Origin of the sequence: Nocardia sp. NPDC088792, assembly GCF_044750615.1 — a bacterium.
In the GTDB taxonomy this organism is placed as follows: Bacteria; Actinomycetota; Actinomycetes; order Mycobacteriales; family Mycobacteriaceae; genus Nocardia.
On the sequence record NZ_JBIVKC010000002.1, the window covers coordinates 425,255 to 438,096 of the forward strand.

The 12,842-nt window shown below is 67.1% G+C and carries 10 protein-coding genes; 2 read left to right on the plus strand and 8 right to left on the minus strand.

All coding sequences use genetic code 11. The annotated features are described in order from the left end of the window. Positions 1-72: 72 nt before the first annotated feature. A complete protein-coding gene (locus ACIP5Y_RS11295; RefSeq protein ID WP_400349657.1) occupies positions 73-3,612 on the plus strand; it encodes an arabinosyltransferase domain-containing protein in 3,540 nt (1,179 codons plus the stop codon). A gap of 1 nt (position 3,613) precedes the next feature. Here ACIP5Y_RS11295 and ACIP5Y_RS11300 read toward each other — a convergent pair whose 3' ends face one another. The 3 genes from ACIP5Y_RS11300 to ACIP5Y_RS11310 form a co-directional block, all read right to left on the minus strand. Then, entirely contained in the window at positions 3,614-4,774 is a 1,161-nt protein-coding gene (locus tag ACIP5Y_RS11300) for an alpha/beta hydrolase (RefSeq protein WP_400349658.1), read from the minus strand. Between the two features lie 140 nt (positions 4,775-4,914). Beyond that, positions 4,915-5,265, minus strand: coding sequence for a hypothetical protein (locus tag ACIP5Y_RS11305; protein WP_400349659.1), 351 nt, complete (start codon positions 5,263-5,265; stop codon positions 4,915-4,917). A gap of 21 nt (positions 5,266-5,286) precedes the next feature. Continuing rightward, positions 5,287-6,468 carry a glycosyltransferase 87 family protein gene (locus tag ACIP5Y_RS11310; protein ID WP_400349660.1) on the minus strand — a complete coding sequence of 394 codons (1,182 nt, stop codon included), beginning with the start codon at positions 6,466-6,468 and terminating at the stop codon, positions 5,287-5,289. Positions 6,469-6,613: 145 nt separating this feature from the next. Here ACIP5Y_RS11310 and ACIP5Y_RS11315 point away from each other — a divergent pair, with 145 nt between their 5' ends. After that, a complete protein-coding gene (locus tag ACIP5Y_RS11315) occupies positions 6,614-7,261 on the plus strand; it encodes a response regulator (RefSeq protein ID WP_400349661.1) in 648 nt (215 codons plus the stop codon). Here the strand turns inward: ACIP5Y_RS11315 and ACIP5Y_RS11320 are convergent. The 5 genes from ACIP5Y_RS11320 to ACIP5Y_RS11340 form a co-directional block, all read right to left on the minus strand. Further along, a complete protein-coding gene (locus ACIP5Y_RS11320; RefSeq protein ID WP_400349662.1) occupies positions 7,256-8,404 on the minus strand; it encodes a sensor histidine kinase in 1,149 nt (382 codons plus the stop codon). The genes ACIP5Y_RS11315 and ACIP5Y_RS11320 overlap by 6 nt on opposite strands. A gap of 53 nt (positions 8,405-8,457) precedes the next feature. After that, on the minus strand, positions 8,458-8,979 hold the full coding sequence (locus ACIP5Y_RS11325) for a hypothetical protein (protein WP_400349663.1): 522 nt from the start codon (positions 8,977-8,979) through the stop codon (positions 8,458-8,460). A 22-nt stretch (positions 8,980-9,001) separates the two neighbouring features. Next, positions 9,002-9,442: a DUF4189 domain-containing protein gene (locus tag ACIP5Y_RS11330; RefSeq protein WP_400349664.1), complete on the minus strand. Its 441-nt coding sequence runs from the start codon at positions 9,440-9,442 to the stop codon at positions 9,002-9,004. Positions 9,443-9,653: 211 nt separating this feature from the next. Then, positions 9,654-11,108 (minus strand): glycoside hydrolase family 18 protein, encoded by a 1,455-nt coding sequence (locus tag ACIP5Y_RS11335; RefSeq protein WP_400349665.1) that lies wholly within the window; start codon positions 11,106-11,108, stop codon positions 9,654-9,656. 9 nt (positions 11,109-11,117) lie between these two features. Further along, on the minus strand, positions 11,118-12,653 hold the full coding sequence (locus ACIP5Y_RS11340; protein ID WP_400351238.1) for a beta-N-acetylhexosaminidase: 1,536 nt from the start codon (positions 12,651-12,653) through the stop codon (positions 11,118-11,120). Between the last annotated feature and the right edge of the window lie 189 nt (positions 12,654-12,842).

Genomic DNA, 12,842 nt, shown 5'->3' on the forward strand with positions numbered 1-12,842 from the left:
GCGCGGCGAATACCGTGCGAGTAAGCATATTTCGCGCGAATTTTCCGGACGCCGGTGGATAGCATCGCGTTCGTGCGTCAAAATTCTGGGGGAATTTTCCGACTACGGCTGCTCGCACTCCTTTCCGGAGTGCTCGGCTGCCTGCTGGCAATAGCAACGCCGCTACTGCCGGTCCGGCAGGACAGGGCGAGCCTCGATTGGCCGCAGCCGCAGTCGCTCCAGCTCACGGCCCCGCTGGTCGACTACGCACCCCTCGGCCTCGAGCTGAGCATTCCCTGCACGGCCCTCCGCGACCTGCAGACCGGCACCGTGATCGCCACGGTTCCCGCCCACGCGCCGGGCGCCGCCGACCAAGGCCTGATCGCCCGCATCGACAACAAACCCGATACCGGCCGCACCCTGTCGGTCCTGCTGCGCAATACGCCGCTGCTCACCGCGTCGCTCACCGAAATAACCGGCGCCGGAACAATATCCGCCACCGGCCTCAGCACCTTCCCCGGCCGGGCCCCGGGCCCCGCCATCGGCACCAAACCCAGCAAGGACCTGTCTCCCGGCGGAACCACCCCGCAGCCCGACACGACGCCGCCGCCCGGAACCACACCGCCGCAGGGCAGTACGCCGCCGCCGGGCACTACTCCCCCGCCGGGAGCCACACCACCACCGGGCAGCACGCCGCCACCCGGCGCGCTTCCGCCGTCCGGCGATGGTTCGGCGCCGGCCGCGGATTCCAGGGGGACCGCGGCGTGTGATGCGCTGGTCATACATTCGACAGCCGACTCCACCACCGCCGAGCTGACCGGTATGAGCCGGCCGGACGGGACGCCGTTCCGGACCGTGGTGAACAAGGATGTGCGACCGCAAATCGTCGGTATCTATACCGATTTGGATCGCGGGAAGCTCGGGAATGCGCAGTTGCACGCCGAGGTGGACGCACGGTTCTCGTCCAGTCCGAGTGCGCTGAAGCTGGCTGCGATTATCGCGGCGGTGCTGTGCACACTGGTGGCGTTGATCTGCCTGCATCTGCTCGACACCACCGATGGACGCCGATCGCGGCGGTTCCTGCCCGCACGGTGGTGGCGGTTCACCTTCACCGATGCGATCGTGCTGCTCACGCTCGGGGTCTGGCATGTGATCGGCGCCAATACCTCCGATGACGGGTACATCCTCACCATGGCGCGGGTGTCGCGGCATGCGGGCTATATCGCCAACTACTACCGGTGGTTCGGCGTCGCGGAAGCGCCCTTCGGGTGGCCGGACGACATCCTCGCGCAGATGACGCGGGTCAGTGACGCGAGCCTGTGGATGCGGCTGCCGGCGCTGCTCTGCGCGGTGCTGTGCTGGTGGGTGATCAGCCGGGAAGTATTGCCGCGCCTGGGGGCCCGGGTGCGGGCCGGCGGCGTGGCGCGGTGGACCGCGGCGCTGGTGTTCCTGGCGTTCTGGCTGCCCTACGACAATGGCCTGCGGCCGGAACCGTTCATCGCCTTGGGCGCGCTGCTCACCTGGTGTTCGATCGAGCGCGCCATCGCCACCCGGCGATTGCTGCCCGCGGCCGTCGCGGTGCTCATTGCCGCGTTCTCACTCGCGGCCGGGCCGAGCGGGCTCATCTGCGTGGCCGCGCTCATTGCCGGATCGCGGACCATCCTGCGGACCGCGATCAGCCGCGCGCAGCGCTATCCGGGGCGAAACTGGTTGAGCTACAGCGCGATGGCCGCACCCATCCTGGCCGCGGGCGTCCTCGTGCTGGTCGTCGTATTCGCCGATCAGACCCTCGCGGCGGAGCTGGAGGCGACGCGGGTGCGGCAGCTGATCGGCCCCGATCTGCAATGGTACGACGAGGCCCAGCGCTGGGAATCGCTCCTGGGCATGACCCCGGACGGGTCACTGACCAGGCGGTTCGGGGTGCTCGGCATGCTGCTGTGCCTGGGCGCTTGCGTACTGGTGGCCCTGCGCAAGGGCGGGCGGATTCCCGATACCGCCCGGGGACCGGTCGCCCGGGTGCTCGGAATAGTGTTCATGTCGCTGCTGCTCATGATGTTCACACCGACCAAATGGACCCACCACTTCGGCGTGTACGCCGGACTGGCCGGCGCGCTGGCCGCCGTGACCGCGGTCGCGGTGGGCGGCAATGGGATTCGCGCCCGCTACCACCGGTCACTGTTCGCGGCGGCGGTGCTGTTCCTGCTGGGCGTCTGCTTCGCCGGGTCGGGCGGGTGGTGGTATGTCTCCGGGTACGGAATGGCCTGGCCCGACCGCGCACCGCTGCTGGCCGGAAAGAGTGTCGCCACCTTGTTCCTGGCGCTGGCGGCGCTGTGTCTGCTGGCCGCCGTGTGGCAGTACTATCGCGAGCCCTACCTGAAGCGCCGGAACACTACGGCGACAGGGCCTTTCGATCGATTCGCGATTCGGCCGCTGACCCTTGCCGCGGCGCTGCTCGTAGTGTTCGAAGTGGGGTCGATGGCGCAAGCCGCCTACGCGCAATACCCGGCGTACTCGGTGGCCTTGTCGAATATCCGCACGCTGAACGGACATCCGTGCGCGTTGGCGGATGACGTTCTGGTGGAGACGAATACGGCGGATTCGATGCTGCAGCCCTACACCGGGACGGCAGCCGACGGCCTCGCCGCGGAGAACACCGGATTCACCGCCAATGGCGTGGGCAGCCTCGCGCCGGACGCGGGCGGGCCCGGCGGCGGTGCGGGAGGGGCGGGAGGTGGTGGCGATCAGCAGAACTCCGGTCCCCCGCCCGGCGGCGATCCGGGCGGACCGGGCGGCAATGCCAAACCCGAGCCGGGGATCAATGGCAGCACCGCGATGCTGCCATTCGGCCTGGACGCGAAACGCACCCCGATCCTGGGCAGCTCCACGACGGGTGACCTGCAGCCCGCCCATCTCACCACCCAGTGGTATCGGCTGGATCTGGCTGCCGCACAAAAGGATTCCGCCTATCGACTGCTCCTGCTGACGGTGGCCGGACGCCTCGCCGGCGACAATGACCCGGACAGCTCCGGCGATCGGTTGCGGATCGAGTTCGCCCACCGCGGCGATGACGGCACCGTCCAGTCACTCGGCGATCTGACCCCGCCGACCGTCGGTGGCGCCCCGGCCTGGCGGAATTTGCCGATCCCACTGGATCGGATTCCCGTGCAGACCAATGCGATTCGCCTCGTCGCCGACACGGCTGGCCTCACGGCCAAGCAGTGGCTGGCAGTGGTCCCGCCCCGTCTGCCTCGGCTGGCCACGCTCAACACGGTGGTCGGCGACCAGGACCCGGTGCTCACCGATTTCCAAGTGGGCCTGGCCTTCCCGTGCCAGCATCCGCTCGATCACAAGGACGGCGTCGCCCAGCTCCCCAGCTGGCGGATCCTCCCCGACAAACTGAACGCTCAGGCCTCGGCGACCTGGCAGGACGAGGCCGATGGCGGTCCGCTCGGCTGGATGAACATGCTCCTCCAGCCGCACACCGTCCCCGCCTACCTCGACCACGATTGGACCCGCGACTGGGGCGAGCTACAACGCCTCACCCCGGCCGTGGATGCCCCGGCAGCGCAACTCACCGTGCGTGCCGAAAACCGCTGGGGCTGGGCCGGAGACGGACCGATCAAGGTCAAGTAGGTCAGTTCTGCGGCGGCTGTCCACCGGCAGGGGGCTGGCCCCCGCCCGGCGGCTGCTGCCCGCCCGGCGGTTGCGCGCCGGGCGGCAGCGGCTTGCCGATGTGCTGGGCCAGATCGGGCAGCATGCGGTTGGCCACCTGCTCCCAGTTACCCCAGTTGTGCACGCCGATGCTCGGGAAGTCGTAGGTGACATTGTCATCGCCCAGCGCCTGCAGGCGTGACTGGAAGGCCTTGGTATTGGCCAGCGCGATCCCCTCCAGCGGCATGCCCTGGATCACCGCGTCCGCCGAGGACAGATCCTGTTGCGCCGGAATCGCACTGCCCGCCGCGATGTAGAGGCGGGTGTGGTTGGCGACCAGTTGCGGCGCGAAACCGTACGGGTCCATCCGCCGCCACTTGTCGCTGTCGGCCGCCGCCATCGAATCGATGTTGTAGCCGCCGGCCGCGAGCATGGCCATGCGCAAGGCTTCCCGCATCCCCGGCGCCGACATGTACAGGTAGCCGGACAGCGAACCCGCGTAATCGAACTGGTCCGGATGGTAGGCCGCCATCAGCAGTGCGGCGCTGCCGCCACTCGACAGGCCGAACACGCCATTGCGGGAATCGCTGAAGCCCAGGCGATCTCGCAGCGCGTCACGCAGATTCTGGGTCAGGAAGGATTCCCACGCATAGGTGTACGTCTTGCCCGACTTCTCGTCCCACCCGGCGACCGCCGACCCGGAGTTCTGACTGGGCAGCAATGACGGATCCGGATTACTGCCGCCGAAGCTGCTCGGCTGATCCCAGTCCGCGTAGAAGCTGGACTCGCCGCCGACCGGCAGCACCACATTGATATTGAACTTGGTCAGCGCCGCCGGAATGCTGGTGTGCAATTCCCAGCCGTTGTAATCATCCTGGGCGCGTTCACCATCCAGCAGATAGACGACTCGATCGGTATTGCCGTCCGCCGCCCGGAAGATCCGCGATTTGATCGACCCCATGCTGGAATCGACCCAGAAGTCGAAGCCTGCCGGATCGACATCCGCCGCCGCCGGACCCGCCACCACCGTCGCCCCGAACGGCAGCACCGCGGCCACGACGACGCCGACCAGCGTTCGTTTGAGCCATCCACCCCGGGATCCGTGACAGCGCTCCTGCGCCCCTCGCACAGCTACGCCACGCATATCCTGTTTTGGCCTTTCTCTTGTGCGGCCCACCCGCAGCCGCGTCTCCCCACGAAACCGCCACGCGCACAGGGGCGCGGCGGTCGCCGTGCAGCATAACGCGCGGCAGGTGCGCCGTCGCCCCAAAAGATCGACCTCGTTCAGCCCCCGGCGATTTCGCCGGCCGCATGCGCGCCCAGCGTGAACGGCGCGCTGCGCCCGCGGCCCTCCAACCGCCCGTCACCCCAGCTGGCGCTCCCGTAGGCGTCCACATCGATGGCGTACTCACCATCGGCCAGCCCGCTGGGCAATTCCATTGCCGCCCAAGCTCTTCCGTCCACGAGATCCAGATAGACGCGTCGCGGCTCCACCCCCGGAACCACCAGGAACACCCGCGCATACTCGAACTTCTTGTGTGCGCCGGAATCGGGCGCCCACCGGATATCGACCGCCCGCCCCGCCGCGCACTCGACCGCAACCCGCAAGGGAACGAGCTCGGCCCACTGTTTCACGGCTGCCTCCTCGGGTGCACCTCACACCAGGCTGGCACGGTCCCTCGAACGCGGCAACACCGCCGGGAACTCACGGGCCACGGTCGCCGCGTACGCCAGCGCCAGGGCATAGACGATGATGTAGGCGTTCTCCAGGATCGGTTCGGTGTGCCAGGGTTTCGGCAGCAGGAAGACACCGACCGAGGCGTAGTCGTCGTTCCATCGGTACGCCCACGCCCCCGTCGCGACGACCATGCCCACGACCGCGATCCACCAGTGCGACCGTGTTTGCGCCCGATGCACGAAATGCACGATCAGCGGAACGAACCACACCCAGTGATGACCCCACGAGAACGGCGACACGGCGCAGGACGTCAGGCCCGCCACGGTCACGGCCAGCAGCCGTTCGCCGCGACGGTACAGCGTGACGGTGAGCGCCAGGCTCCCCGCGGCGACCGCACCCGCCACCACGAGCCAGAGCCCGAGCGGGGCCGGGCCGCCCAGCAGATGCGCGATCGCGCCACGAATCGATTGGTTGGCCGGCGCGTTGTCATCCGCGATGCGCTCGGAGTCGAAGAACGTGGAGAACCAGTACTGCCGCGAATCATCGGGCAGCGCTATCCAGGCCAGTGCGATGGTGGCGCACAGCACCGCCGCCGCCGTGCCCGCCGAACGCCATTGCCGCAGGGCCAGATATTGCACGATGAAATAGCCGGGCACCAGTTTGATCCCCGCCGCGATCCCCACCCCGAAGCCGCGCAGCGTGCTGTCGCGGGCCCGCCCGAAATCCCACAGCACCAGCAGCATCAGCACCAGATTGATCTGCCCGTAGAACAGGGTGGTCCGCACCGGCTCCAGAAAGACACACGACAACGCGAGCAACCCGGCCGCACCCGCCAGCCGGGCGGTCACCCGATAGCCGAGCATCCGCCACGACTGCAGCACACAGGCATAGAGCACACCCAGATTCACCAGCATCCACACATCGGTCAGCCACGCCGCGGGAACCACCAGGGCCGGGACGAACGCAATGGCCGAGAACGGCGTGTAGGTGTACAGCAATCCCGCCAGCGTCGGCTCGGTATACAGCGCGCGCCCGTGCAGAATTCGCGAAGCACCGTCCCGGTAGATGTGCACATCCAGCCCACCGGCCAGGAAGCCGGCCTTGTCCAGCCACGGATCGACCGTCGCGAAAACCAGTATCAACGCCGCTATCGCGCTCACCGAAAGCATGAAAAGCGTTGCCCTCGAACGTATCTCCAAACCCCTCACCTGATCCACAAACCATCAGCCTACGGAAATGCAAGCCGGTGATCATGACCCAAGGTTCAGGGTGTCCCGGTGCGGCACGACGCTACCCTTATCGATCATGATCCGAATAATCGTGATCGACGACGAGGCGCTGGTGCGGTCCGGCTTCGAACTGATCCTGCACAAGGATCCCGATATCGAAGTGGTCGCCACGGCGGACGATGTGTCCGCGCTCACGGAAATAGACCGGCACCGGCCCGATGTCGTACTGCTCGATATTCGGATGCCGCAAATCGACGGGCTCACGATTCTGCGCGAAATTCGGCGGCGGGAGCAGCCGCCCATCGTCGCCATCCTGACGACATTCGACTCCGACGAATACGTCATGCAGGCCCTGCAACTCGGCGCGGCCGGGTTCCTGCTCAAGGACACCGATCCGCGGCAGCTGGCCACCCTGGTCAAAACCCTGGCCGCGGGCGGGGTCGTGCTCTCCCCCCGGGTGGCGCGCTCGGTGATCACCGGGTTCGCCGCCTCCGGCGCCGATGCGCGGGCGGTCGACGCGGTCGCGCAGCTGACCGAACGGGAGCGGCAGGTACTGGTGCTGGCCGCGCGCGGCCGGTCCAACCCCGAGATCGCCGAATCCGTGCACATCAGCGTGGGCACGGTCAAGGACGACATCAGCGCGATACTCGCGAAACTGGAGGTCGGCAGCCGGGTCGAGGCGGCCCTCATCGCCCAGCGGGCCGGGATCATCGACGCCTCATGAGGCGGGCGCGGCCACCCGGGGCAGCCGCAATTCGAGGCCGAACCCGCCGTCGGCGCGCGGCCCGGCGGTCAAGGTGCCCTCGAGCAGTTCCGCCCGCTCCCGGAGCCCGCGCAGGCCGTGACCGCCGCTCGGCAGCCCCGATGCGCCGCCACTGCCGGGCGTATTGAGCACTGCCACAATGACTTCCGTCCGGTCACTGCCGAACTCCACCGTCACCCTCGCGTCCGGCGCGTACTTGCGCACATTGGTGAGACCTTCCTGAACGGTGCGGTAGATCGCGCGCTGCTCGGCGGCGGGCAGGTCCGGCGGCAGCTCCCCGCGGATCGACACGTCGAGCCCGCTGTCCCGGATCAAGGCGGGCAGCCGGGTGACGGTCGGCTGCGGCGCCAGGCCGCTCGCCGCGGTACCGGAGGCCCGCAGCACCGTCACCATGTAGCGGAGTTCATCGAGGGTCTTGCGGCTCAGTTCACGAACGGTGGCCGCGGTCCGCTCGGTCTGCGCATCGGGGGCATTCATCTCCAGCGCACCCGCCTGCACCGCGATCAGGCTCACCTGATGGGACACCACATCGTGCATCTCGCGGGCCAGCTGCGCACGGTCCCGGGCCAGCGCGGCCTGCGTATGCAGTTCCTCGCGCTCCGCCCGCCCGCGCACGATCTCGGCCAGCCGCTCCTGCACCTCGATCCGCGACGCGACCAGCCGGCCCAGCAGGATCGGCGCCGCCGCGAACATGAGATCCAGCATCAGATCGCTGAACAGCAGCTCCGGACGCCCGTCCGGATCGACCGGGAAATGCCGCCAGAGCAGGGTTTCGGTATCCAGCGACCGCCAGATCAGAATCGCCAACGCGCCGCACAAGCAGGCCGCGACCACCCGCGGCCGCTTCGTATACCGGCCCACGTGATAGGCGGCGATCGCCGGCACCAATGGCGACAATCCGATCGCCACCGCGGGCAGATTGCAGACGAACACCGCGACCGGAAACCGCCGCGCGGCCAGCGAACACAGCAGCCCGAGCCCCGACAAGACGACCGCGGTCCGCGACATCTGGCCGCGCAGAATCCAGACATCCAGTGCCGCAACCACAATCAGCGCACCGGTGATCGCCGCCTCCGGTACCCGGACCGCAGAATGCTGGCGCATAGCTGCCGACAATACGACACATCGGCCCCGTACTACGCCAAGCCCGCCCCGAATCAGATCCGGCGCAATTCCTTCGCCGCATCCGGCCAGAACTCCAGACCCGCGAACGCCACGCCACCGAGCCCGATGATCGTCACCGCGGCATCGACACTGGTACGCCCCTGCTTAGCCCAATACACATCCTGCAGATCCAGCAGCAAGGCCAATTCATCGACGATCAACGCGGACCCGACGCCGTAACCGAGCGCCACCGCCGGATGCCTGCGCTGCGCCTCGGTCCCCCGCACGGCGATCGAACCGATCGTCCCGAGCGTCGCGATCCCGATGTTGTAATGATGAAAATGGTGCCCGCCGAGCGACATTCCCCCGCTCTTCGGCCCATGTCCCGCCCTGATCCAATGCGTCAGGCACCGCACCCCCACGAAGGTGAGCGTGAACGCCGTCCACGCCCACACCGCCGACTGCTCTCCCGGATCGAGCTGCTTCCGCCACGCCGCCCGCACCCGATGCCACCGGCCCGAAGGCCGCTCCGCCGGCACCGTGCCCACCTCTTCCGCCAACTCGACATCATCCATCGATCAATGCTGCCACTCGGACTCAGCGGCCGTTGCAGTCCGGGCCGACCACTTGGGCCGGGTCGGTGGCGTCGGCGCTGAGGGAGGAGGGCCAGGGTGGGCCTACGGCGTTTATCGCGTTGCGGGAGGCTTCGTCGGGGGTGGCGCCGGGGGCGCCGGCGAACTGGTTGCCGCGGAAGGCTATTGCGCCGCAGCCGTCCATGAAGCGAAGGGCTACCGCGCAGGTGTCGTCTGCGCATTCGGTGCGGGCCCGGTCGTCGGCGCTGCCCTGGTCCGGGTAGTTCCAGCCGGCGCCGATCCGGTATCTGCCGCCCTGTAGGGCCGAGACGGCGTATGCGCCGTACATGTGGCCGTCGGGGCCGGGCTCGGCGGCGGCCGGGCCGATGCCCACCGTCAGGAACGCGGTGGTGGCTGCCACGGCGGCGGAGGCTCGAAAGATCTTGCCTGTCAGCGACTCGGACATCGAAGCCTTCTCCCTGTTCGAGAACCGGTCCTCGACTTCGAATCGGTTCGAAGAAGTAGCAGGTTCGCCTAGCAGTAGCTGAAGACTCGTCCGTACGGACGGTACACCGCGCGCCCGGCGCCGGTAGCGACAATCCGGACAATCGCGTAGTGACCGGCGGACAGCGTATGGGCGGGCCTCCGGTGGGAGGCCCGCCCATATCGATCCTTGCTCAGTGCGAGGGGCAGCCGCTCGGAGCCCCGTTGACGTCGGTGACGACATTGTTCAGAAGCGTTGTCGCCGGGTCCAAGTTTTCCAGGGAGTACATCATGGCGCCGGCCAGGCCGTGACAGTGCAGGTAATCGGACTTGGCCTGGACGGATTGGGTGGAATCGCCTGCCCACCAATTGGTGCCGTCGTAGAAGTAGGCGGCTTGGGCGGTGGGGTCGTAGAAGGTGTCGGCGGGGTTGTCCACCACCCCCGAAAGTTCTTTGTACATCCGGATTCCGGGGACGTTGCCGGATAGCGGAGCGCCGGGCGCCGGGCCGGAGGCGGTTTGGAAGAGGCCGTTGTTACTGCCCGCCGGCACGCCGGTCCAGCCGCGGTAGTAGAACGGGAAACCCAGGGTCAGTTTGTTTGCGGGGAATCCGCCGGGAATGTTGTAGGAACTGTCGCCGGTGGTCCAGGCGGTGACCGCCTCGTCGGTGTTGTACTTCGCCGTCCCGGGCGGGATCGGGGTCATCGGATCGTCGGGGCGGCTGTAGAGGGGGTCCTGGAAGTTGGTCGGGCCGGTCGCTTCCCAGCCGCCGTGCATGTCGTACGACATGAGGTCGCCGAAATCGAGGTACTGGCCCAGGTTGTTGGTCTCGTAGTTGACGATCTTGTCCTGACCGGCGGCCAGCGCGGCGGTCAATGCGTAGTGCTTGTTGTCGGCCGTGCCCTGGGCGTCCAGCTCGGTGCGGAACTCGGAGGCAAGTGCCGTGAAGTTCGCCTTGTCCGCGGGGGCCGCGTGGTTACCGGTGTGGCCGCCACCGCCGGGGTACTCCCAATCCAGATCGAACCCGTCGAAGATGCCCGCGCCGGTGCCGGCGCCACCGAATCCGTTCTGCGAGGGCAGATTTCCCTTCAGGAACATATCGACGCACGAGGAGACGAACTTCTTGCGGGCCGGATCGCTCGCCGCGACATCGGAGAAGTACTTCGAATAGGTCCAGCCGCCCAGGGACAGCAGGACTTTGAGATTCGGATGCTTCGCCTTCAATTCCTTGAGCTGCTTGAAGTTCCCCACGATCGGGTCGTTCCAGGCATCGGCGGAACCGTCGACGCTGGTCGAAGCGTCGAAACTCTTGCCGTAGTCGGCATAGGAGTCACCCGCACCGTCGCCGGCATTCGGATTGTTGTCGTTCTGATCCGCGGCCTTGTTCGCCTCGAAGCAGGTCAGGTTGACCGGGTCGATGTTCTCGAAGTCGTAGATGAGGTAGTCGAGTTTGTCCGCGATGCCTTCGGAGTCCACGTTTTTCAGATAGAAGGCGTTCTCGTAGAGCGACCATTGGTCGTAGTAGGCGACCTTGATGCCACCGGATGCGGCGGCGGGCGCGGCGGCGGCCGATCCCACCAGCGCCGTGGCTGTGCCGATCACCACGGCCGCCATCGTCGCGATGAATGCCGAGAATCTTGCTGACGGCATGATTCCTCCTTACTTCCAGTCCACCTGCGGGGACCGGTAGAAGTTGATGCCCTGCGCGGCCCAGATCGGACCCTGTGCGGCGAGCCGCGTCCGGTAGTTGTCCCAGTTGTGGGTCGCGGCGGGCGACCAGCCGATCTCGGCGATCCCGGCCAGGCGCGGGAAGGCCTGATATTCGATATCGGCGCTGGTGCGCAAGGTCTCCGACCAGAGTGGGGCCTCGACGCCGGCGACGCTGCTCTCCGGCACGCCCTGCAGTACGGTGGCGGGATCCCAGTCGTAGGAGTCCTGCACCTCGACGTAGCCCGCCCAGTGCAGACCCAGCGGATCGTCCGGCGTGTATTTCATATCCAGATAGGCTTTGTCGGCCGGCGCCAGCAGAATCTTGTTGCCGCGGGCGGCGGCCGCCGCCACATCGGGATTGCTCCGGGCGGTATCCCAGTACTCCGGAACGGCCGAGACGGGCGGATTCGCCTCGACGATATTGTGCCAGGCCTGAATCTGCTTGCCGTACTCGGAAACCAGCGGCATCACCTTCGCGTAGAAGGCGCTGTAATCCGCGGCCGAAGTGGACTTGGCCTCGTCACCACCGATATCGAGGTACGGGCCGGGAGTCAGCGCCGCCAGCTCACGGATGACGTCCTCGACGAACTTGTAGGTGGTCGGGCTCGAAATGCACAGCGAGCTGTAGCCCACATCGATATCGGTGCGCGGCGGCACGGGCTTGCCGTCGCAGTTGAGCTCGCCGTAGGAGGCTTGCGCGGCATTGGTGTGGCCGGGCATATCGACCTCGGGCACCACCGTAATATGCCGGGAGGCAGCGTAATTCACGATATCGGTGTACTGATCCTGAGTGTAGAAGCCGCCCGGATCGCCGTCGACCGCCGTCTTGCCGCCGATCTCGGTCAGCTGCGGCCAGCTCTTGATCTCGATACGCCAGCCCTGATCGTCGGTCAGGTGCAGGTGCAATGTGTTGATCTTGTACTGGGCGATCTGGTCGATATACCGCTTCACCTGATCGGGGCCGAAGAAGTGCCGGGCGACGTCGAGCATGGCGCCGCGCCGGGCGAACCGCGGATAGTCGAACACCGTGCCGCCGGAGACAGTCCAATCCTGTTGCTGCACCGACGATTTGCCGATCGCGGCGGGAAACAGCTGACGCAGCGATTGCACACCCTCGAACAATCCGTCGGTTGTGTTCGCCTGCAGCGTGATTCCGTCTTTCGCCACCGTCAGCTGGTAACCCTCGTTACCGAGCTGCTGATCGGCATCGCCCAGTTGCAAGGTGATCCCGGGCTTGTCCGAGTCGTACCGATCCACCACGGGGATCGGAAATCCCGTCGCGGGACGCAGCAGATTGCCCAAGTAGTCGGCCACGTCATGGGCCTGATACTCGGCGCGAATCACACTGTCAGCGGTCAGGGTGAAGTTCGCGGCGGGATCGGATCGCGCCTGCACCGGCGCCGGCACGATATCGGTGACCGCACGTTCGGTCGCCGGCGGATTGTCCGCCGCGGCGAAGCCGGTCAGGCCGGGTGGACCGAGCACCCACAAGCCGAAGACGGTTCCTAATACCAAGGGGGATAACAACTTCCACAAGATGCACCACCGATGCAGTGGGGGGAGGAGAAGGATGGGCATCAGATTACGGGTGCGAGGCGGGTCGGCCAATGCCGTTCAAGGCTCCCCGAAGATCAGCAACCCCATATCGTATAGAGCCCCGGCGCGGAATGTAGT